General features: G+C 43.9%; 16 protein-coding genes and 1 CRISPR repeat array. Of the genes, 10 read left to right on the forward strand and 6 right to left on the reverse strand.

Annotation, left to right across the window (positions count from 1 at the left end; all coding sequences use genetic code 11):
* Positions 1-9: 9 nt before the first annotated feature.
* Both HG263_RS07780 and HG263_RS07785 read right to left on the reverse strand, forming a co-directional pair.
* Complete coding sequence (locus HG263_RS07780) at positions 10-738, reverse strand: ABC transporter ATP-binding protein (RefSeq protein ID WP_171625505.1); 729 nt, start codon at positions 736-738, stop codon at positions 10-12.
* Positions 739-747: 9 nt separating this feature from the next.
* Positions 748-1998 (reverse strand): efflux RND transporter periplasmic adaptor subunit, encoded by a 1251-nt coding sequence (locus HG263_RS07785; protein ID WP_171625506.1) that lies wholly within the window; start codon positions 1996-1998, stop codon positions 748-750.
* A 268-nt stretch (positions 1999-2266) separates the two neighbouring features.
* Between HG263_RS07785 and HG263_RS07790 the strand changes: the two genes are divergently transcribed.
* On the forward strand, positions 2267-3157 hold the full coding sequence (locus HG263_RS07790) for a transporter substrate-binding domain-containing protein (RefSeq protein ID WP_171625507.1): 891 nt from the start codon (positions 2267-2269) through the stop codon (positions 3155-3157).
* Positions 3158-3185: 28 nt separating this feature from the next.
* Here HG263_RS07790 and HG263_RS07795 read toward each other — a convergent pair whose 3' ends face one another.
* Positions 3186-3626, reverse strand: coding sequence for a DoxX family protein (locus HG263_RS07795; protein ID WP_171625508.1), 441 nt, complete (start codon positions 3624-3626; stop codon positions 3186-3188).
* Positions 3627-3842: 216 nt separating this feature from the next.
* Between HG263_RS07795 and HG263_RS07800 the strand changes: the two genes are divergently transcribed.
* The 7 genes from HG263_RS07800 to cas6f all read left to right on the forward strand — a co-directional run bounded on the left by HG263_RS07800 (position 3843) and on the right by cas6f (position 13751).
* On the forward strand, positions 3843-4709 hold the full coding sequence (locus tag HG263_RS07800; RefSeq protein ID WP_171625509.1) for a GyrI-like domain-containing protein: 867 nt from the start codon (positions 3843-3845) through the stop codon (positions 4707-4709).
* A gap of 639 nt (positions 4710-5348) precedes the next feature.
* Entirely contained in the window at positions 5349-6326 is a 978-nt protein-coding gene (cas1f, locus tag HG263_RS07805) for a type I-F CRISPR-associated endonuclease Cas1f (RefSeq protein ID WP_171625510.1), read from the forward strand.
* Positions 6323-9736, forward strand: coding sequence for a type I-F CRISPR-associated helicase Cas3f (cas3f, locus tag HG263_RS07810; RefSeq protein WP_171625511.1), 3414 nt, complete (start codon positions 6323-6325; stop codon positions 9734-9736). The genes cas1f and cas3f overlap by 4 nt, the downstream gene beginning before the upstream one ends.
* Positions 9737-9783: 47 nt before the next feature.
* Positions 9784-11076, forward strand: coding sequence for a type I-F CRISPR-associated protein Csy1 (csy1, locus tag HG263_RS07815; RefSeq protein WP_171625512.1), 1293 nt, complete (start codon positions 9784-9786; stop codon positions 11074-11076).
* Positions 11073-12020, forward strand: a complete 948-nt coding sequence (gene csy2 / locus HG263_RS07820; protein ID WP_171625513.1) for a type I-F CRISPR-associated protein Csy2 — start codon at positions 11073-11075, stop codon at positions 12018-12020. Before csy1 ends, csy2 begins: the two co-directional genes overlap by 4 nt.
* A gap of 36 nt (positions 12021-12056) precedes the next feature.
* Positions 12057-13085: a type I-F CRISPR-associated protein Csy3 gene (csy3, locus tag HG263_RS07825; RefSeq protein WP_171625514.1), complete on the forward strand. Its 1029-nt coding sequence runs from the start codon at positions 12057-12059 to the stop codon at positions 13083-13085.
* A 9-nt stretch (positions 13086-13094) separates the two neighbouring features.
* Positions 13095-13751 (forward strand): type I-F CRISPR-associated endoribonuclease Cas6/Csy4, encoded by a 657-nt coding sequence (gene cas6f / locus HG263_RS07830; RefSeq protein ID WP_171625515.1) that lies wholly within the window; start codon positions 13095-13097, stop codon positions 13749-13751.
* Between the two features lie 146 nt (positions 13752-13897).
* A CRISPR array of direct repeats spans positions 13898-15786; the repeat unit is 28 nt; unit sequence GTTCACCGCCACACAGGCGGCTCAGAAA.
* A 216-nt stretch (positions 15787-16002) separates the two neighbouring features.
* On the opposite strand, the gene HG263_RS07835 is transcribed toward cas6f, so the two are convergent.
* A complete protein-coding gene (locus tag HG263_RS07835) occupies positions 16003-16812 on the reverse strand; it encodes a sulfite exporter TauE/SafE family protein (RefSeq protein ID WP_171625516.1) in 810 nt (269 codons plus the stop codon).
* Between the two features lie 460 nt (positions 16813-17272).
* Here HG263_RS07835 and HG263_RS07840 point away from each other — a divergent pair, with 460 nt between their 5' ends.
* On the forward strand, positions 17273-18250 hold the full coding sequence (locus HG263_RS07840; RefSeq protein WP_171625517.1) for a DUF1852 domain-containing protein: 978 nt from the start codon (positions 17273-17275) through the stop codon (positions 18248-18250).
* 26 nt (positions 18251-18276) lie between these two features.
* Positions 18277-19317 (forward strand): methionine synthase, encoded by a 1041-nt coding sequence (locus tag HG263_RS07845; RefSeq protein ID WP_171625518.1) that lies wholly within the window; start codon positions 18277-18279, stop codon positions 19315-19317.
* 92 nt (positions 19318-19409) lie between these two features.
* Here the strand turns inward: HG263_RS07845 and HG263_RS07850 are convergent, their stop codons facing one another.
* Together HG263_RS07850 and HG263_RS07855 are read right to left on the reverse strand one after the other, a co-directional pair.
* On the reverse strand, positions 19410-20987 hold the full coding sequence (locus HG263_RS07850) for an ATP-binding cassette domain-containing protein (protein ID WP_171625519.1): 1578 nt from the start codon (positions 20985-20987) through the stop codon (positions 19410-19412).
* 279 nt (positions 20988-21266) lie between these two features.
* Positions 21267-22289 carry a DUF4097 family beta strand repeat-containing protein gene (locus HG263_RS07855; RefSeq protein WP_171625520.1) on the reverse strand — a complete coding sequence of 341 codons (1023 nt, stop codon included), beginning with the start codon at positions 22287-22289 and terminating at the stop codon, positions 21267-21269.
* Positions 22290-22479: the final 190 nt, after the last annotated feature.

Genomic DNA, 22479 nt, shown 5'->3' on the forward strand with positions numbered 1-22479 from the left:
ATTCAGCCCTTATACACTCATAGCGTCAGCAGCATCTGCTTTAGCACTGTGGGTTTTATGATCAGAGATAATACGCCCATCGAGTACTTCAATATTACGTTGTGCTCGTTGGGCTGATCGAGGATCGTGAGTAACCATACAAATGGTGGCACCTTCACCATGCAGCTGATCAAGTAAGGCTAATACATCGTGGGCATTTTTAGAGTCAAGGTTACCGGTTGGTTCATCCGCTAGAATAAGGCTTGGTGAGCCTGCAATCGCTCGCGCAATCGCTACACGTTGCTGCTGTCCACCCGATAACTGAGACGGATAATGGTTAACTCGGTGGCTCATGTTTACTTTGGCTAAGGCTTCAGCCGCCATCTGCTTGATTTGAGATTTGGTTAAGTCTTTGCGGTAAGTAAGTGGTAACTCCACATTTTCCATTACATCTAAATCACTGATCAGGTTAAACGACTGAAAGATAAACCCTATTTGTTGGTTTCTGATCTGAGCACGCTGTGCTTTGCTGAGCTTACTTACCTCGTGGCCCGCTAGCTGGTAACTGCCTGACGTTGGCGTGTCTAATAACCCAAGCAAAGACAGCAGGGTAGATTTACCCGAGCCAGAAGGCCCTGATATCGCGATATATTCTTGCTTAAATACTTGTAGAGATACGTCTTGAAGTGCATGGGTTTCTAAGTCGTCAGAATAAAATACTTTGCTTAGGTTTTTCAGTTGTAAGACACATTGAGTCATGATGTTTTCCTAATTGATTCTAAATTGGGTGTAACTTTCAAAGCGGCTTGGATCAGAGGTAATAACCTGATCACCCTCTTGCAGGCCTTGAATGATTTGTACATAACTGACAGACCCTAAACCCAGCTTTACTGCTGTGCGCTCAGCCATTAAACCATCTGAACTGAGCTTGTAAACACTGGATTGAGTCTGGCTTTGAGAAAACAGTGGGCGTGACACATATAAGGTGTCGCTTAGTTGCGCAATGGTGATCTCTCCATTAACGCTCAGTGCTGGACGTGCATCACTTGGTAGTGCTTGGGAAAAGGCAACATCAACTTGAACATTGCCCTGCACAACCTCTGGATCTATGCGGGTAACACGGCCAAGCACCTCATTGTTTTGTGTATCAATGGTGACCTTTTGGCCCACGGCGATTTGTTGAATTTGAATTTCGGGAATTTGTAGTTCAGCAATTAACGCGTTTTGGTTAGCAAGCTTGGCAATGTTACTGCCCATACTCACATGCTGACCTACTTCAATGGGAAGCGCTAAAATAATGCTATCGATTGAAGCGCGTACGGTGAGGTCGTTCACCTGTGTTTGAATGCGAGACACACGGTTTTTTAACTGATTGAGTCTCGCAAAGCGGGCATGTTGCTGCGCTTGCAAGCTTTTGATTGATTCAGCCAGTTGAACTTTGGCAGAGCGCAAGGCTTGCTGTGCTTGCTCAAGCGCAATTTTAGCACGCTGAAAATCAAGCTTAGACACCGCACCTGTGGCGATTAACTCTTGGTGTGCTTGGTATTCGTGCTCAGCGCCCGTTAATGCCATTTGGGCGTTAAGTATATCTGAGCGCTGTTTTGCGATTGCAGCCTGCTCTGCTAAGTCGCTGGCTTTGTGTTCGGCTTCTAATGCTGAGAGTTCCCACTCGGCTTCACTAAGCTCTTGCTCTAACCGCGGATTAGTCAGGCGTACAATTTCATCACCTTGGCGTACTTGTTGGCCTGGTTTGTATAGCAGTGCGTCAACCTTGGCATCGCCACTGGCCGATAGCCATTGCACTTTTTCAGGTACCAATACGCCATTACCTCGCACAGTAACGGTAAAGTCTCCTCTTTGTACTTGGCTAATGACTAAAGAATTGGCATTTAGCGTAAGCTCAGCACGGCTAAACTGCCAAAGCTGATATGCACCAATAAATATGATGGCCATGGTGATGCAAGCTGTAACATACTTACGAATAGGCGTGGCCTTTTGTTCAGATACTGCAATGTCCACTTAAGCTCCTACAGAATAAAAATACGGGTGTTGTAGAGTTAATTGCAGAGAGTGTGCCAAATGTTAAGATATTGAAATGTTTAATGTTATTTTGTTTCTATTATTTTTAATCCCAAAAATGGGACTAAAAATGAGACAGATCCCAAAATTGAGAAAGACCTATTGAGATCTGTATCGAGGGTTAGGGTAGAGATCATTTGGATTTCAAGGTACAGTTGCGTCAATATGCATTAAGCATAAAAATTAGTGATTCAGATAAGGGAACTTGGTGCGTTACCTCACTTTATTAAGTTATGTTTTAACAGGCGTTTTTTGCTCGTTGGCGAACGCTACTGACACCGTGCGTTATAACATTGCACAGAGCGTGTACGACCCAAAGCAAGCGTACTATTTATCAGTATTGCAATTAGCATTAGAAAAAAGCGCACATAAATATGGTGACTTCCAACTAATCCCATTATCACTTGATGAGGCGCCTCAAGGTAGAACACTCGACTTGCTCGCTAACAAAAATGTTTTAGATGTGCACTGGAGTGTTACTTCAATTGAGCGAGAGCAACAGCTTGGTACTGTATACATTCCGCTTATGCGCGGTCTAATGGGCGCACGGTTGTTTTTGATCCACAAAGACAATACGCAGAGCTTTGCAAAACTACAGAATGCTCAAAAGCTAAAGCAATATTCGTTTGGCAGTGGTATTGATTGGCCCGATACCAAAATATACGAAAGAAACGACATTGTTGTTGCTACCAGTGACAGCTCTCATTTACATGATATGCTGGCCCAAAAGCGTTTTGATCTGTTCCCACGGGCCTTACATGAACCGTGGGGCGAAATAGCCAATAGAGCACAGTTGGTAGTAGAAGACAATTTTGTGCTTTGCTATCCCACCGCCATGTATTTTTTTGTGAATAAAGACAATCATAGGTTAAGAAAGCGCCTTACCTACGGGCTAGAAAAAGCGATAGCAGATGGTAGTTTTGAAAAACGTTGGTTAGCTAATCCTATCATTGCACAGGCACTAATGAAGAGTCATGTATCTGATAGAACTGTGCTTAAAATTAAAAATCCATATATGAGTATACGCACCCGAGATACCCTAAAAGTTGCGCGTTACCTCTACCAGCCATTGCAATCGTGCGTACAGCCCTCATTATAAGGGCTATCTACACAGGTGCTGATATAAGTCAGGCGGTTTGTTTGCGAGTGCTTACTTTGTTTCCTAGCACTTGGTCAATGCTCCATTGACCTGCGCCATGAGCTGCTAGCATTAAAAACCCGCCCGCTATAGCAATATTTTTAAAGAACATTATAAATTGCATCGGATCCGCCAAGTTAGCATGAAATAGTACAGCGCTTACCACGCTAAACCCTGCAAATGCCAGCGCAGTTACACGGCTCAGTAGTCCGGTGAGAATAAACAGGCCGCCAATAAGTTCAAAAGCAATCACTAAGGGCAGTAACTCTGAAGGTAAGCCCGCTGATGCCATGTATTGTGCGTTGCCATCAAAATATTGTATTTTGTTTAAGCCTGCCAAAATGAAAATAGCCGATAAACCAAAGCGAGCCAGTAACACCGACGCGTTAGCAAAAAGGGTGTTGTTTACAAGTGGATTAATGATGTTCATAGTCGTTCCTCAATAAGTAAGTTGATAAGTCAGTAATGGTGACTGATGAAATGAGTTTATATTCTTTAGAAAAGATTAAAATTAGTATATTTAGGGGTTATCATTCTGATTTTAAGAATTATCGTGATGGCTGAGGTACGACAGCAATCTCAATCAAGACATTTAAAGTTTACCTAACCATACTAAGCGTTTTAGAACAGCAAAGGATTAAATAGAGTGTGTAAAGAGTCTTTAGAGCGCCGTATTAAAAGAGTATGTGATTATATTAGCCATCACTTGGATGGCCAGTTAGATCTCGCACAGCTAAGTGAGGTAGCGGCATTGTCTCGATATCATTTTCATCGCGTATTTTTAGCTTATACAGGTGTAAGTGTGATTAAGTTCTTACAGCTCGCCAGATTAAAAAGAGCATCTTTTCAATTGGCGTTTGAGCTTGATATGAAAATTATCGACATAGCATTAGAGGCGCAGTTTGATAGCAGTGAAGCGTTCTCTCGCGCATTTAAACGTACCTTTTCGCAAACCCCAAGTCAGTTTAGACAAAACCCAGATTGGCCAAACTGGTATCGAGTTTATGAACTAACCTTGCCCAATAGCAGTGATAAGCTAGAAGTGTCGATAGTTGAATTTGCCCACACCCCCATCGCATATTTAACCCATAGTGGTGACCCACAACGGGTGTACGAAAGTGCTGGTAAATTTGTAGCTTGGCGAAGACAAAGCCAGTTATCACCTATTGCCAATTGCCGCACTTTTGGTATTCCTAATGGTGACCCAAACACAATGGAAGAGTCAGCTTTTAGGTTCAAAATATGTGGCTCACTGCAGCATAACAATAGCACTATTCCCGACAACGAATTTGGTGTAAAAGTAGGCGAAATTCCCGCTATGCGCTGCGCAAAAGTCACTCACTTTGGCAGCCACGACACCTTAGAAAACACCATTTATGCTTTATATGAGCAGTGGTTGCCACAAAGCCAAGAGACACTAGGCGAGCACCCTGTGTTTTTTGAATATCTAAACTTTATTCATGAAGTAGACGAATGCGATTTACGCACTGAAGTGTATCTGCCACTGGTGTAATGCACTCTAGAGTAGTTGGAAGGAAAGTGTAAAGGGGGGTTACAGTTTATTGTTAAGAGACCCTGAAACAAGTTCAGGGCGACGGTTTATTTAGTTTAGGGTGACGTACGTCGGTTCACCGCCACACAGGCGGCTCAGAAATGATGCTCGTCATCCTGACGAAGGTCAGGATCTAGTTTGTTGTTATGAGACCCTGAAACAAGTTCAGGGCGACGTACGTCGGTTCACCGCCACACAGGCGGCTCAGAAATGAGGCTAGTCATCCTGACGAAGGTCAGGATCTTGTGTTGGCTGTGTAGTTACGTGTAAATGGACCCTGAAACAAGTTCAGGGTGACGGTTTATTTAGTTCAGGGCGATGTACGTCGGTTCACCGCCACACCGGCGCCTCAGAAATTGGGCTCGTCATCCTGACGAAGGTCAGAATCTAGTTTGTTGTTATGAGACCCTGAAACAAGTTCAGGGTGACGGCGTGTCGTCATCCTGACGCAGGTCAGGATCTAGTAGCGTTTACTTATCTAGCTACATATTGTGCTATATCAATAAGAACAAAATAACTTATCTATTTTAATTGTATTTGCCGAATTTGCCGTTTAGTCTAGAAGTTAACCATATGTAAATAATAGGGACAGTGGTGAACATGGAAGACTTAAGCCCGACCGACCTGAAAACCATTTTGCACTCAAAACGTGCCAACATGTATTACTTGGAACATTGTCGAGTGATGCAAAAAGATGGCCGCGTGCTGTATCTTACTGAAGCAAAACACGAAAACCAGTACTTTAATATTCCCATCGCTAATACCACGGTTTTAATGCTGGGAAATGGTACATCTATTACCCAAGCCGCTATGCGTATGTTGGCACAGGCTGGGGTGCTCGTCGGATTTTGTGGCGGTGGCGGCACTCCTTTGCATATGGCGTGCGACGTAGAATGGTTTACCCCGCAAAGTGAATATCGACCCACTGAATATCTACATGGCTGGTTACAGCTTTGGTTTGATGATACAAAGCGGCTAGACGCGGCAAAAAAATTTCAAAATGCGCGTATTCAATATCTCGAAAAAGTGTGGAAAAAAGACCGAGAACTTAAAACTGAAGGTTTCGATTTTAATCACGATGCCATTCAAAACGCACTAAATACTTTTCGCAAACGCACAGAAGAGGCATCTAAGCAGTCTGAACTACTACTAACAGAAGCACAGCTTACCAAAGTACTTTATAAATATGCGGCCAATAACACAGACATAGCTGACTTTACCCGCCAACATCAAAGCACCGACAAAGCCAATGATTTTTTAAACCACGGTAATTACCTAGCTTATGGGCTTGCTGCCAGTTGTTTGTGGGTACTGGGTATTCCACATGGTTTTGCTGTGATGCATGGTAAAACTCGACGTGGGGCTTTGGTATTCGATGTAGCCGATTTAATTAAAGATGCCTTGGTGCTGCCATGGGCCTTCGTTTGCGCAAAAGAAAATGCCACTGAGCAGGAATTCCGACAACAAGTACTACAAGCATTTACCGATCATAAAGCACTCGATTATATGTTCGATACGGTAAAACAAATTGCGTTGCAAACCTACTCCGACGAACACATCGAGGCAAACAACCTATGATGGTGACGTTTGTCTCTCAGTGTGAAAAAAACGCCCTTAAAAAGACTCGCAGAGTATTAGATGCCTTTGCCAATCGCATAGGCGATAACACTTGGCAAACGCTGATCACCGAAGACGGCTTACTTACAGTTAAAAAGATGCTGCGTAAAACCGCTAGCCGCAGCACTGCGGTAAGCTGCCATTGGATACGCTCACGCTCTAGAAGTCAGCTGCTGTGGGTCGTGGGCAATCGCAACAAGTTTAATAGCGAAGGCGTGGTGCCAGTGAATAGGACGAGACGCAACCTGCTCAACAGTGAAATTGAAAGTGATTGGCATTTTTTGTCTTTGATCAAAGGGTTGGTTGGGGTTGCTGCATTACTCCATGATTGGGGTAAGGCCACCGAACTGTTTCAAAACAAATTACAGCCAAATAACCCAAACCAGTATAAAGGTGATCCAATACGTCATGAATGGATTTCATTGCTGTTACTGCGTGGTTTTGTTGACTCAACAGGCACGCAATCAGATCAGGCATGGTTGTGGGCGTTAAGTTGTGGCGACATCAATGAGCAAAAAATTAAGGCTGCTATCAAACAAGGCCCGCTCAAGCCATTGGTCCAGTTACCGCCCATTGCAAAGCTTGTTGCGTGGCTGGTGGTGTCTCATCACCGCTTACCTTTGCCTAAACACACAGGGCTGAGCGAGTATAAATCTGAAACTGCTGAATCTATTGATGACTTGCTTGGCAAGATCACACAGCAGTGGGGCTATGAAAATAACTATAACAAACAGGAGTTTGAAAATCGCTTAGGGCAGTGTTTTGAATTTCCTAATGGCTTAATGAGCAATTCAAAACCGTGGCTTGGCCGAGTTAAACGTTGGTCGTCAAGCTTACTTGCTTGCGAGGCGCTTGCCGTAAAAGCAATGGAAGATGGCTGCTACAGAGTGCTAGTGCATCATGCTCGATTGTGTTTAATGCTGGGCGACCACTACTATTCTTCGCAACAAGCAGACAAAAAGTGGCAAAACAAAACAGGGTTGTTTGCAAATACAGACCGAGCAACTAAACAGTTAAAACAAAAGCTTGATGAACATTTAGTTGGGGTGGCGCGTTATGCCACCCAAGCGGCGCACTTATTACCCGCCTTTGAGAGTGAGCTACCTCTGGCAACAGATATAGAAAACTTAAGAAAACCAAGCCCTAAAGTGTATAAATGGCAAGATAAAGCTGTAGCCCACATAAACCAGTGGCGTGCTTTGCAACCCACGCAAGAGCAAAAAAGATTTGGCTTTTTTGCACTCAACATGGCAAGCACTGGATGTGGTAAAACATTTGCCAATGCCAAAGTAATGAGGGCGTTGTCCGAAGATAGTAACAGCCTTCGTTATATTTTAGCGCTTGGTTTGCGTACGCTAACCTTACAAACGGGTGATGAGTATGCACAAAGGGTGGGATTAGATAACACTCAGTTAGCCGTGGTGATAGGCTCCAAAGCGGTTATGGAGTTACATCAAAAAAACAAGACGGCAGAGAAGGCGAGTGACTTTGAACATACCGGCTCGGAGTCAGAAGCGCCGTTAATAGACGAAGATATTGATTTTGAATGCGATATTCCACAAGAAAACCTCACTACCGTATTAAAAAGCGAGCGCGATATAAAGTTTTTATATGCTCCTGTGCTTGCTTGCACCATTGACCATATTATTAGCGCGACTGAGACAAAGCGCGGCGGAAAATACATATTACCGTCTTTACGGTTGATGTCGTCTGACTTGGTAATTGATGAAGTGGATGACTTCACAGGCAATGATTTAATTGCAATCGGTAGGCTTATTCATCTTGCAGGTATGCTGGGCCGAAAAGTGATGATCTCCTCTGCTACCATTCCTCCATCTTTGGCAGAGGGCTACTTTAAAGCATATCGAGATGGTTGGCAGTTGTATTGTGCTACCCGAAGTGCCAGTAAAAAGATAGGGTGCGCTTGGATAGATGAGTTTAATACGCACCTTGATACCAATAGTGGCAGCACTGTGGAACAGGCAATTTTGCAGTACCGCGAAAAACACAGTGAGTTTATTCGAAAACGCCAAGGTAAGTTAGCAAAACAACCCGTGCTAAGAAAGGCTGACATAAGCTTTTGCGAGGCAATATATGATAAAAAGCAATCACCAGAACAGTTGCAAAATGAAGGTGGACAAACCAAGCAGTCGGCCTACTTTAGTGTTATTGCCAACAGCATTTTAGCAAAACACAGCGACCATTATTTTGTAGATGAAATAACCCAACTTAATGTGTCGTTTGGGGTGGTGCGTGTGGCAAACATAAAGCCTTGTGTGGCATTGGCTCAGTTTTTAATGGCTTATGATTGGCCCGAAGGTATTGAAGTTAGGGTGATGCCTTACCACTCGCAGCAAACGCTGTTACTGCGCTCGATGCAAGAGCAGCATCTAGACCAAGTGCTAAAACGTAAAGAAGGCACTAACGAGCAGCCTATTGCGCTAAAAAATGCAGTGATACGTAAGCATTTAAAAAAGGTGGCAAGCCAACAAAACCAAGTAAAGAGCCTTATTTTTATATTGGTTGCCACGCCAGTTGAAGAAGTAGGGCGAGATCATGACTTTGATTGGGCGGTGATAGAACCGTCTTCATACCGCTCTATCATTCAACTTGCAGGGCGCGTGCGTAGGCATCGTAAAGAAGCCGTTGAACGTCCCAATATTACCTTGCTGCAATACAACTACAAAGCCATAAAAAATGCCCATGTAAAGGGCCTAAAAGCCTTTGTGAAGCCGGGTTTTGAAGAAAGTTGCCGGTTAAAAAGTCACGATTTAACACAACTAATTGATGTTAAGCTGGTAGCTGAACGTTTGGATGCTACCGCACGAATCTGCAAACCCGATTATATTAATGCTGGATACGTTGCAACAATAAAGCAAGCACAAAGCCTAACGGAACTTGAGCATGTGGTAACGCTGCGTGCTGTGGCCTACTACACATCAAAAGGCGCTGGTGTGCGAAGCCCTGCTACACTGCAAGGCTACCTTGAACATCACTGGTTTTTAACGGCGTTACCGCAAGCACTTACGCCATTTCGAAAAGGCACACCCAATATAAAAACCTATTTGGTGTTTGATCAATACCAGCAGCGTAGCCGCTTTTGTGAAAAAGACCCACAAGGCCATGCCATCGACAGAGAAGAAATACTTAACATAAAACGCATTGCACTGAGTGCGCATCAGCAGCAACGGCTATGGTTAGTCAGAGACTTTGACCAAGCGTGCGCCGAACTGGCTGATTGCCACGCACATGAACAAAGCCCGCTGACTCAGCGGATTATATCGCTTAAATATGGTGAACTGAGCTTTCCATTTAATGAAAACAAACGCTATGAATATAACGACCAACTTGGACTGGTGGAGGTTGAGTGAACAAAATTACACAAGCTTGCTGTGACAAAATACTTTAGGAGGGAATGATGATAGATAAAGCAGTTGATGCGTTTTTTGCAGAAAGAAAAGCCGCATGGCTTAAAAAAAACATTAAAGCGTCAATGTCTGATGACGAAATAAAACAAACGCATATGGAGTGTGAGTCGGTATTTAGTTTACAAAACTGGCTACCTAATGCTGCAAAAAGAGCAGGGCAGATCTCTATTTCTACCCACCCGTGTACCTTTAGCCACCCAAGCGCTCGAAAAAACAAAAATGGCTATGTCAGCTCGATTATCGCCAAAAGTGAGCGAAGTAATGATGGCTTTTTACGCTCAGGGAATGTAGACGTGGTGGCTGATGCTCTAGGTAACGCCGCAGCGCTAGATGTGTATAAGTTTTTAACCCTAGTGCTAGAGGACGGGCAAACCTTATTACAACACCTTGAGCAAGACAGCGACTTAGCAAAGCGCTTATTTAGAACCACTCCCCCGGATCAAGCCTCAGATTACCAAGCACTAAAAAATGGCTTTTTAGCCATGACAGCCCCTAGTCAAGAAGCAATAACCAGTTCAAAAATAAAGCAGGTTTACTTCCCGCTTACGGTAAAAAATGGTCAAGATGTAAGTTATCACCAACTATCACTATTAACCGCGTCAGGTATTTTATTTGCAATGAGAAAACAATTAGATACGATGCGTTTTGGTGATGACATAAAGCTGGCCAGAGAGCAGCGTAAAGCCAATTTAAGGCACCCTACACACCGTGAGATAAGCAACCTTACCACCATAGGTTATGGGGGCACAAAACCACAAAATATCAGCGTGCTAAATAACCAAAATGGTGGTAAAGCCCATTTGTTGATGAGTATGCCGCCCAAATTGCAGCGCCGAGATAGTCACTTTCCAAGCAGCAACTTTTTTACTCAAGTAGTGCGCTATCGCCATTGCCAAACACAATTCAAAGCGCTTGATGCATTGTATCGCTTACCCAACGAGCACTTTAATAATATGCAAACCAGAGCAAAGCGCGACGAGTTGTATCAAAGCATGATTGATTATGTAATTGAAAAAATGTACCTCATCAGAGAAGTAGCTTTACAGCAATATGTGGCAACCAGCAGTGGCTTATCAAAAGCACAGCGTATATGGCTATGCAGCGAGTTTACGCAAGAGCGCTTTGCAACAGACAGCTGGCTTGATGAAATTTGTGATGCCATCGTCAGCTTTATATTTCATGGCTATGAAAAAACGCTAGGTAGTAAAGCGATTAAGTTCAGCTATGCAGAGCATCAGCATATGAAACAATTGGTACGAGATAACAAGGAGTTTTTAAGATGATAGGAGAAGTAAAAAAGCTGCTAGTTATACCGCATATACAAGTGCATAACGCCAACGCGCTATCTAGTCCGTTTACCATAGGCTTTCCTGCGATGACTGCATGGTTAGGTGCCGTGCATGCCTTGCAACGCCAGTTAAATAACCAGCAAATTGGGGTGTTATTTAATGCGGTGGGGGTTATAAGCCACGATATTGATTTGCAAACTTACAAAGGAGAGAACGATTACGTTCACTCAATAGTGGGCACTGGCAATCCGTTGGATAAAACCGGAGCAAGATCAGCCTTTATTGAAGAAGCCCGCTGCCATCTTGATGTAAGTTTAGTGATTGAATTTGACAATGTAAGCGTTGATGAGCGTACGCTTTTGATTGAGCAAGTCACTCACCTTTTGCACAGCAAAATGAAAATAGCCAGCGGTGATATTAAACGCTTTAACACACCTATTTGCATGAATGTAACCCAAGGCGATGATAGCGAGTTAAAAAAGCTGCAAAGGCACCTTATGCCAGGGTATGCCCTAATAGAGCGTCGTGATTTAATGATTGATGCAATGAACGAAGGGCAAGATGCGCTGCAAGCGCTGATTGATTTTACATCGATACATTATAGCTGTGAAAGCAACGACACTGACAACACAGATAAGGTGCAATGGTTTAGACACAGCAAACAAGTGAATGGCAGTTCTACGGGTTGGATTGTGCCCATTGCAACCGGCTTTTATGGCATTAGTGATTTAGCGCCGGCCAAAAATCAACGAGACCCAGATACACTACATCGCTTTGCAGAGAGCTTAGTGACATTGGGTGAATTTAAAATGCCGCACCGCGTTGATTCGGTAGAAGCGTTGTTGTGGCGTTATTACACCCAAGATGACTATTACCTTTGTCAGCAAAGTCAATTTGCAACACCTGAGCCATGTGACTCAGGGAATGAATTTGAATAACACTGAATTTGAAAATTAAAGAAAAGGACAATCAACATGGCTAAAAAAGAAAACACCGCATCAGTATTGGCATTTGAGAAAAAATTAGTAACCAGTGATGGGCATATGTACGGCACAACGTGGGAGCTGCGCAGCAAAGACCAACAACCGCTTAAATTAAATGAAAAATCGGTGCGCGGTACAATTTCAAACCGTTTAAAAGCCGCCATTAAAGGCGATCCAGCGAAACTCAATGCAGAGGTTGAAAAAGCCAACCTACAACGCGTTGATGCTTGTGCATTAACACCAGAGCAAGACACCTTAAACCTGCAATTTACCATCAAAGTATTGGGCGGCATTACAGAGCCTGCGGCTTGTAATAATGATTTATTTAAACAAAGTTACCGCAATGCGGCACGTGCTTATATTGAAACGCACCAGTTTACTGAATTGGCACGCCGCTATGCCATTAATTTAGCTAATGCTCGGTTTTTATGGCGTAACCGAGTGGGTGCTGAGCAAATAGAAGTACAAGTGACGGCTAAAAACAACCAAGTTGAAAAAACCTGGATCTTCGATGCAACGCAATACAGCACCAAACATTTTGATCATCAAGATGACAAAATTGACGAGCTGGCCACTTTGATTGCGCAAGCATTGAGCAGTGACGATGACTTTTTAATGTTGGATATAAACTGTTATGCCCAAGTTGGCCGCGCACAAGAGGTTTACCCTAGTGAAGAGCTGGTACTCGATAAAGGTAAAGGTGAAAAAAGCAAAATACTTTATCAAGTGCAAGATATTGCTGCCATGCACTCGCAAAAGCTGGGTAATGCGCTGCGCACCATTGATACTTGGTATCCTGAATTTACCGACCCAGAAGCCAGTGCAGGGCCAATTGCCATTGAACCTTATGGTGCCGTAACCAACCGAGGCAAGGCCTATAGAACTCCCGCTGAAAAACAAGATTTTTATACCTTTTTTGATGTATGGGCCAGAGGTGAACAGCTGCAAGCCACTGAACATGAGCATTATGTGATGGCAACCCTAGTGCGTGGTGGTGTGTTTGGAGAAAGCGACAAATAAGGTGGCTGTATGAATTACTATTTAGACATTACCTTGCTGCCAGACGCTGAAGCTAATTTGGGCTTTTTATGGCACAAGGTATATCAACAAATTCATTTGTTGCTGGTGGAGCATAAAGTTGCTGAGCAAGACTCTGTCATTGCGGTGTCGTTCCCTCAGTATGGAGATAAGCAGTTTCCACTGGGCAATAAACTTAGGTTACTGGCTGACTCTGAACAGCAACTAGCGAACTTAAAAGTTACACAATGGCTATCACGTTTATCTGACTATGTGCATATTAAAGCCATAAAAACTGTACCAAGTAATGTGACAGAATATGCGTACTTCAAGCGTTGGCGGTTTAAATCACCAGACAAACTGCGACAAGAGGTAGATGCTCGGGCGCAAACCATTGCAGCAAAAAATGGCTTTGAAGTTGAAGAAGTAAAAGCCCGCTTGCTGACATCGATTGATAACTTAAAGCAACAATCTAAATTGCCCTTTATCAATTTGCGGAGCTTGTCGACTGACAGTATGTTAAGCCCCGCTGAGCGAAGCAAGTTTTTGTTGTTTATAGAGTGCCAGAAAACAACTGAGCCAACTGATAACAAAGCACTTTTTACATGTTATGGGTTAAGTAGGCGCTCAGCAGCGCAGCAAGCTGCAGTGCCATGGTTTAGCGGTTGATTTTAAGCCAAAAAACCTTTTATTTTTTGCTCTTTAAAAACTAACTAATAAATCAATGAGTTACAATTGGTCGTTGTAAACAAGGTAAAATAGCTATTTTTTACTTAACGGCTTGTTGTAACTTATTTTTGTTATAAACTTTTATTGTTCACCGCCACACAGGCGGCTCAGAAAATGGTCATTAACTGAACGCTGATTGTAAGTTGGTTCACCGCCACACAGGCGGCTCAGAAAAACAGGGCGACCTCGACAAGCATCTACAGGATGTTCACCGCCACACAGGCGGCTCAGAAAAATGGAAAAGCCTTTGACTTTGGCGCAGACATGTTCACCGCCACACAGGCGGCTCAGAAATCACCGAGTTTTAGGCTTTGAATGTAGTCACCGTTCACCGCCACACAGGCGGCTCAGAAAAATTGTGCCATTGCTTGCCAATATTGATTTATGTTCACCGCCACACAGGCGGCTCAGAAATATCGAAGGACGAGCATGCACAGTTAGAGCGCGTTCACCGCCACACAGGCGGCTCAGAAAATTCAGATAAATACATTGCATTAGCTAACCGCGTTCACCGCCACACAGGCGGCTCAGAAAATTTGTGATCATCGCAACAGAACCATTAGAATGTTCACCGCCACACAGGCGGCTCAGAAAGTCTGTAATGGCGTTTATCAAAATGGTTATATGTTCACCGCCACACAGGCGGCTCAGAAATGAGAAAATCAATTTGAAAATAATTATAAACTGTTCACCGCCACACAGGCGGCTCAGAAATAAAAGTCTCACCTGACGATATGGATTCATTAGTTCACCGCCACACAGGCGGCTCAGAAAACGTCAACGTTGCGCTCTACTGTGACCCATGTGTTCACCGCCACACAGGCGGCTCAGAAAACTTAGTCGTAAGCAGCCAATCAAATACTGTTGTTCACCGCCACACAGGCGGCTCAGAAATTAACAAAGAGTTTAATCGGGTTTCAGAATACGTTCACCGCCACACAGGCGGCTCAGAAATAAATCACGAACTTTAGCGTCCAAGTTGCTTCGTTCACCGCCACACAGGCGGCTCAGAGAAATATAAGGGAACTGGCCCCACGCCCCCTGTGAGTTCACCGCCACACAGGCGGCTCAGAAACTAGGCATGTAGCTCATGCCTAGGCATCTAGCGTTCACCGCCACACAGGCGGCTCAGAAAAACAGGCGTGATCTTAATAGACTTCTCTGCATGTTCACCGCCACACAGGCGGCTCAGAAAAGCAACATCTATGTAATCTACAGCCGAAGCGAGTTCACCGCCACACAGGCGGCTCAGAAAAAAATGGCACTGTCACAGTTATTGAAGCGATTGTTCACCGCCACACAGGCGGCTCAGAAAAAATGCCGCCAATTTTTGGAGCGATACAGTACGTTCACCGCCACACAGGCGGCTCAGAAAATTTCGGATAATGATTAATCACGTTTCGACTCGTTCACCGCCACACAGGCGGCTCAGAAATAGAGAGAAATACCAAGATGACGGTGGGAATAGTTCACCGCCACACAGGCGGCTCAGAAAGCCACGGTCGGTGGCAACATTGTTTAAACCGCGTTCACCGCCACACAGGCGGCTCAGAAAATGTGCTTTTTTTACCTGATTTAATTCATTTTGTTCACCGCCACACAGGCGGCTCAGAAAGATGGATGCCCGCACTGGCACATGCTGCTTTGGTTCACCGCCACACAGGCGGCTCAGAAAAGCCTTGAGAGACGGCGAAAGAAGCAATACGCGTTCACCGCCACACAGGCGGCTCAGAAATAGTATCATCAATAGCCAATCAGTACGGAGCTGTTCACCGCCACACAGGCGGCTCAGAAAGATGGAATTGAAAACGCATTTAAGCGAATGCTGTTCACCGCCACACAGGCGGCTCAGAAAAGAAGCGGAACAGGCATGGCGTGACAAGGTTGGTTCACCGCCACACAGGCGGCTCAGAAAAAGCAAAAGAAAAATCGGCCGCAATGCGCTCAGTTCACCGCCACACAGTCGGCTCAGAAATGATGCTCGTCATCCTGACGAAGGTCAGGATCTAGTTTGTTATGAGACCCTGAAACAAGTTCAGGGTGACGGATATGGAGTTCAGGGTGACGGATATGGAGTTCAGGGTGACGGATATGGAGTTCTGGGCGTTGGAATTAGAGGAAGTTAGGTATGAGATGCTAAGTGATGTGGTTTAGCCAATAACTCGACTAAAGCACATCAACAAAGCGTTTGCTATCTCATCATCATATTTACAGCCATTACCACCAACAGTACGGCGAAGATCTTTTTAATGCTTGAAACGGGGAGGTGGTGAGTGGCTTTTGCACCAAGTGGAGCGGTAAACCATGAGGTGCATACAATACCTGCTAGGGCTGGTAAGTACACAAAGCCAGCAAAGCCGTCTGCTAGGTTGAACTGGGTACTGCCGGCGCTGATGTAGCCTATGGTGCCAAACAAGGCGATAACTATGCCGCATGCAGAGGCGCAGCCGATGGCCTTTTTCATATCGATTGAAAAAAAGGTAAGTAGCGGTACTAACAAAGCGCCACCGCCAATGCCTATCATGGCAGATAGTCCACCAGTAAGGGTGGTGAATAGCGTTAGCACGGCTTTGTTTGGTAGTGTGCGTTCTTTTGGGGCACTGTTTTTGCTACTTAAAAACATTTTGATTGCAATAAGCAGTACCGTTACTGCAAATATAATGCGTACAACATGTTCAGGCAAGAGGGCTGCCATAAAGCCACTAACAAGTGCGCCCAGCGCAACGCCTGTCATTATCCAAGGCGCAATTGACCAAGGCACGTTGCCATTTTTATGATGGGCTAGCGCCGAAGAGGTTGAAGTGAATAATATCGATGCCAATGACGTCGCAATGGCTGCAATAACCACTTGCTCAGCTGGTAGTATTGCAAAGTGCAGTAATATACTGCTCAGTATGGGTACTATCACCAACCCGCCGCCAATCCCTAACAAGCCCGCCAAAAAGCCCACGCCGCTGCCTAGTATTGCGCAGTAAAAAAACAATATGATGAGTTCATTCATTTGTTTTATCTCTTCTTATCATTATGAAATATTTATAGTTTTGTTATACAGCCTGTTTGTCCTGCTAATGGCCACACGTGCTACATGGTTGGCGAGTATAGCAATATAACGCCCGTATTAAGTGCTGTAAGCGCTGAATAATCCTCATGCTTAAAATGAAGTTAATTCAACTTGGGCGTTTAGATGTCTAGATGTTTGTTTTTTCATTTCTGTGGTTTGCTATTTTTCTCACAGGTTAGCAAATAATGGCTATGTGAGGAGGCTAAATCATGAGTAAGGTTCAAGTTTGAAGTGAATTAATACCGTTTTTCTTCATGTGGCGAACCACGTATAAATTCTACATCTGCTAACGTAGAAGCGCGATGAGTACTCGCCTTTAAAGATGATTTTAGCGATAGCTCACACACCGTAAACAAGGTGAAGTGAGGCAAATAAACCAATTTTTGGATACGAGCGCACCATGAACAAAGACATCACATTTACCATTAAAAGCATCCGTCTGGATGAAAACTATCAACCATCAGACAGCACACGTATTACCACTAATTTTGCCAATTTGGCTCGCGGAGAATGTCGACAACAAAACCTAACTAACGCCTTAACCATGATTGATAATCGCTTTAATGCATTGGCAAATTGGGATAACCCAAAAGCTGATCGTTACCATGTTGAGCTTGAGATCATCTCGGTTGATTTAGATATTGCTGGCAGTGGGCAAGCCTTTCCATCTATTGAGGTGTTAAAAACCAATATTGTTGACCGCCAAAGTGGTGAACGTATTGAGGGCATTGTAGGCAATAACTTTTCCTCCTACGTACGCGATTATGACTTTAGTGTACTGCTGCAAGAGCACAACAAAGATAAGCCGCAGTTTAGTATTCCTGATAATTTTGGCGAGTTACACGGTAAGTTGTTTAAATACTTTGTTGACTCAGCAACATACAAAGCGCATTTCAAAAAGCCTCCAGTGATCTGCTTAAGTGTCTCTGATAATAAAACCTATCACAGAACCGAAAACCTCCACCCGGTTTTGGGTTTTGAATATCAGCCCAGTGAGTCGTCATTAACTGAGCAATACTTCAAAAAGATGGGCTTAGCGGTGCGCTATTTTATGCCGCCTAATAGTGTTGCACCCTTGGCATTTTACTTCTTTGGTGACTTGTTAAACGATTACACAAATCTAGAGCTGATCAGCACCATAGCCACCATGGAAACGTTTCAAAAAATCTATCGACCAGAAATCTATAATGCCAATGCGATGGCAGGTAGGCTTTATCAACCTAATTTAAAAAACTCAGACCATTCGGTAACACAAATTGTGTATGACCGAGAAGAGCGCAGTAAGTTAGCTGTGAAACAGGGTAAGTTTGCCCAAGAGTACTTTCTTAAGCCATACCAAAGCTTGCTTGAGCAGTTTTCTGCCAATTACGTTTTGTAGTCAACGGGAATATAACAGAGCTTATTATGAAAACATTATTACCAACATCAACGGCAGGCAGTTTACCTAAGCCAGCTTGGCTTGCTCAACCAGAAACGCTATGGTCACCATGGAAGTTACAAGGCGATGAACTGATTGATGGCAAGCAAGATGCACTGCGAGTGTCATTGCTAGAGCAACAGGTTGCAGATATCGATATTGTTAGCGACGGTGAGCAAACACGCCAGCACTTTGTAACCACCTTTATTGAGCATCTCGACGGCGTTGATTTTGCTAAGCGTCAAATCGTTAAAATTCGTGACCGCTATGATGCCAGTGTGCCCACTGTAGTGGGACCGGTCTCTCGCCAAAAATCGGTATTTGTGGACGATGCCAAGTTTTTACGCAAGCAAACTAAGCAACCTATTAAATGGGCACTGCCTGGCCCTATGACCATGGTTGATACCTTATATGATGCGTATTATAAAAACCGTGAAAAACTGGCGTGGGAATTTGCCAAAATTCTGAATCAAGAGGCCAAAGAGCTTGAAGCTGCAGGGGTAGACATTATCCAGTTTGACGAGCCTGCATTTAATGTATTTTTTGATGAGGTGAATGAATGGGGTATTGCTGCATTAGAGCGAGCCATTGAGGGATTAAAGTGTGAAACTGCGGTACATATTTGCTATGGCTATGGCATTCAAGCTAATACAGATTGGAAGAAAACCTTAGGTTCTCAGTGGCGACAATACGAAGAAGCGTTTCCAAAGTTACAAAAGTCAAATATCGATATTATTTCTTTGGAGTGCCATAACTCTCATGTGCCCATTGAGCTGTTAGAGCTTATTCGTGGTAAAAAAGTGATGGTGGGTGCCATTGATGTGGCAAGCAACACCATAGAGACACCTGAAGAGGTCGCCAATACGCTGCGCGCTGCGCTTAAATATGTTGATGCCGATAAGCTTTACCCTTGCACTAACTGTGGTATGGCACCACTGTCTAGATCTGTGGCAAACGCCAAGCTACAGGCACTCAGTGCGGGAGCTAAGATGGTGCGCCAAGAGATGATAAGTGAGCAAAACCGATAGTATAGCGGTGTGTTGTTCAGGCTTTGGCTAAGCTCGGACTTTATTTTTTAGGGGGCGATCCGTCAACCCCCTTTACACTGTGCTTTTAACCCTTACATAGCTAAGGTATGGGTCACGCCAGCGTGTTTAACAAAACAATCGTTATGGCTTATGAGCAAAAAACTCCCTTTATATTGATTAAGTGCTTTGGCGAGTTGCTGTTTTGATCCTAAATCTAGGTGATTGTCTGGCTCGTCAAGCAGCAGCAATGGCGTGGCTTGCTGGTGGCTTGCACATAGCAATGTTAGTTTCATTTTTTCGCCGCCGCTGAGAGAGGCGACTGGTTGCTCTACTTTTTTGTGTTTTAAACCAATACCAGCAAGTAATGTATAGCAGTCGCTTTTACTTATCGCTGGGCAATTCTGTTCAACCACTTGAATTACGCTGAGCTGGCTAGGTAGTAGGCTAAAGTGTTGATCAACATAACTGAGCGGTGTGTTAACTCTGAGCTCCCCTGATTTAGCTTTTAAGTGGTTTTGCAAAACCCTAAACAAAGTTGACTTGCCACAGCCATTATTGCCTTTAATATGCCATTTTTGAGCTGTTTTTACCTGAACAGTAATTGCTGAAGTGCTGCCAAAAGGGAGCTGTAAATCTACTAAAGAGACTAGCGTCTTTTTTACCTTCGTATGCTCAGGTACCTCTCGTAAGTAAAACTGTATGGCATTGTTTTGCTCGCTTTTTAACCGCAATTGCTCAGCCTTGGTGGTTATCTTTTTCTCTCGCTGTTGCTGGTTTTTTTGTTTGGCGGCTAAGTGAGCACCTGCTTGGTCCTTTTGATTATTAAGCATTATCTTTGCTTGGCTGCCTTGCACGCGGAGCTTGTTACTTTGCGCTGCGCGCTGATGAGCTTTTTCTCTGTCTTTTTGTGCTTGTAATTTCAGTTGGGTTTGCTGGCGTTTTACTTCTTGTAACTGCTGGTTAAGTGACTGCTGCTGTTGATGCTTTTGCTGCAAATAATAACCAATATTGCCGCCATACTGTTTTAACCCTAAGCTGCTTAGCTCCCATATATGTGTGACATGCTCAAGCAGTTGGTGGTCGTGACTAATGAGCAAAATATAACCTGTAAAGTGATTGATTTGCTCTATCAACCACGCTCGCCCTTCGTTGTCTAAGTGATTACTTGGCTCATCTAAAATAAGCACTTTGGCGTTGCTGTTAAACAACTGCCACAACCGTAACCTCGCGAGCTGCCCACCGCTGAGCGTATTACAAGGCGCATGAGGGTCAGTGGTTAGCCCGAGTGTGGCTAGCTGGGCTGATAGCTGCTCTGGTAATTGCCATTGCTCGGCAACGGCGTCAAACAGCGTTTGTTCGCATTCTCCTCGTGCAATTGCAGCAAGTGCCGCTAAGGTTTTGTCACAGCCGAGCAGCTGGGCAATCGTCATATCACTTTTGAGCAGTGGCTGTGCTTCTTGGCTTTGTATGGCCACCTGTGCAAATTGCTCAATAGAGCCTTGACTGGGTGTGAGTTGTTTTGCCAACAGTTTGCCCAAAATTGATTTGCCCACACCATTGTCTCCAACAAGGGCTGTGCGGCGTTGTGTAAGGGTAAAGTTGAGGTTGCAAAACAGCGTGTCGCCATTGCTAAATTGGTAACTTACATTATATGCGTGTAGAACACTCATAGGTGCCTCCTAATAAACTAGGGGCAGCAAACGGGCATCGAGGTTAACTTGCTATAGTAACGAACACATTATTGATAGGAGATATAAACGCAAAGCCACGTTCACTAACCCTGTAGATCCAAAAAAAATAAACTGATAAAAATGGATAACAGGACTTAGTTGTTCATGATGGCGTTTACTCCGATGCGTAAGGTAGGGGTAGTTTAATAATTCAGTACGCAAAAATAAAGAGCAAGCAGGTGGTCATGTTTGCTCTTTATCATCGCTTTTTACAAGGCGTTATTGCTGAACTTTTACACCTTGTTTAATTTTATCAACGTGCAGACCACCCGAAGTATCACTTTCAATGGTAAGGCTTTGTGCACCGTCAACGTAAATATCACCAGCATCGTCGTTTATAGTCACATTGCCTTGGGCGTTATTAACTCGCAAATCGCCACTTCCATCGTTAATACTTACATCACCTTTTGTGTTGGCGATTTGAATATTGCCTGAGTCGTCGCGAACGGTAACATCTTGTCCGCCATCAACATTAAGGTTACCTGAGCCATCAACAATAAAGATAGAACCTTTTACCCCAGATATACTGATATTGCCTGAGTCATCGTGAAGGTTAAGGTTTTGCCCTCCCATGAGACTGATACTCCCTGAACCATCTTTAATTGTCATATCACCAGCAATGCCTGAAAGTGTAATATCACCCGAATCATCTGTTAGTGTGAGTCGTTGACCCCCATTAATAGAGATATCTCCAGAGCCATCTTCAATTTCAAGTGTGCCGGTGGTGTTGTTGAGCATAATGCTGCCTGAATCATCATCTATGCTGATGTTCTTACCCCCATTGATCGCGATATCTCCAGAACCGTCTTCAATACTAATATCAGCGTTCAAGCCGTTGATTGTAATATGACCTGATGAATCTTGTAGCGCTAACGCTAGGTGATTTGGCATGGTGATGGTCATGTCGATACGTGGTGTTGAAGTGACAAACCCAAAAGAGACGTGAGAGTCAACTTCTGCGATGAGCTCCGCTGAGTCACCTTGCTGCTCTAGCGTAAACACGAATTGGTTTGGCTCATGGGTGTAAATATCTGCGTTAGCCGTGATTTCAGTTGTGGCTGAACTACCGATAATTTTTATATCTCCTGCATTTGCGCGTGCAGACAAAGATTTTAAATTATTGGCTGATAACTGAAGTTGACGTTGAACATGTACGTTTGCATCCGCAGATGCAGTATTAATGTGTACAACACAACCGCTCAAAACAATCGCGGACAACAATGGTGTAATGTGTTTTAGCATGAAATATCCCAATTCATTTTTATAATTTTCGAACATAAGTGAGCAAGCAAGATGCCAATATTTTAGTATTTGATTTATATGTAAATTTTATTTAGAACAAATTCTTTCACAGAGTGATTTTAATCACAAACACTATTTATTGGTTAACTTAACCACCTATTAGACGGTTTTACTAACGAAAAGGTTGGAA

Source organism: Pseudoalteromonas caenipelagi (assembly GCF_013140855.1).
Classification (GTDB): domain Bacteria; phylum Pseudomonadota; class Gammaproteobacteria; order Enterobacterales; family Alteromonadaceae; genus Pseudoalteromonas; species Pseudoalteromonas caenipelagi.

Bases quoted from the DNA above. Each gene is read 5' to 3' on its own strand.
- HG263_RS07780 (WP_171625505.1), bottom strand. From the start codon at position 738: ATGACTCAATGTGTCTTACAACTGAAAAACCTAAGCAAAGTATTTTAT.
- HG263_RS07795 (WP_171625508.1), bottom strand. From the start codon at position 3,626: ATGAACATCATTAATCCACTTGTAAACAACACCCTTTTTGCTAACGCG.
- cas1f (WP_171625510.1), top strand. From the start codon at position 5,349: ATGGAAGACTTAAGCCCGACCGACCTGAAAACCATTTTGCACTCAAAA.
- cas3f (WP_171625511.1), top strand. From the start codon at position 6,323: ATGATGGTGACGTTTGTCTCTCAGTGTGAAAAAAACGCCCTTAAAAAG.
- csy1 (WP_171625512.1), top strand. From the start codon at position 9,784: ATGATAGATAAAGCAGTTGATGCGTTTTTTGCAGAAAGAAAAGCCGCA.
- csy2 (WP_171625513.1), top strand. From the start codon at position 11,073: ATGATAGGAGAAGTAAAAAAGCTGCTAGTTATACCGCATATACAAGTG.
- csy3 (WP_171625514.1), top strand. From the start codon at position 12,057: ATGGCTAAAAAAGAAAACACCGCATCAGTATTGGCATTTGAGAAAAAA.
- cas6f (WP_171625515.1), top strand. From the start codon at position 13,095: ATGAATTACTATTTAGACATTACCTTGCTGCCAGACGCTGAAGCTAAT.
- HG263_RS07835 (WP_171625516.1), bottom strand. From the start codon at position 16,812: ATGAATGAACTCATCATATTGTTTTTTTACTGCGCAATACTAGGCAGC.
- HG263_RS07840 (WP_171625517.1), top strand. From the start codon at position 17,273: ATGAACAAAGACATCACATTTACCATTAAAAGCATCCGTCTGGATGAA.
- HG263_RS07845 (WP_171625518.1), top strand. From the start codon at position 18,277: ATGAAAACATTATTACCAACATCAACGGCAGGCAGTTTACCTAAGCCA.
- HG263_RS07850 (WP_171625519.1), bottom strand. From the start codon at position 20,987: ATGAGTGTTCTACACGCATATAATGTAAGTTACCAATTTAGCAATGGC.
- HG263_RS07855 (WP_171625520.1), bottom strand. From the start codon at position 22,289: ATGCTAAAACACATTACACCATTGTTGTCCGCGATTGTTTTGAGCGGT.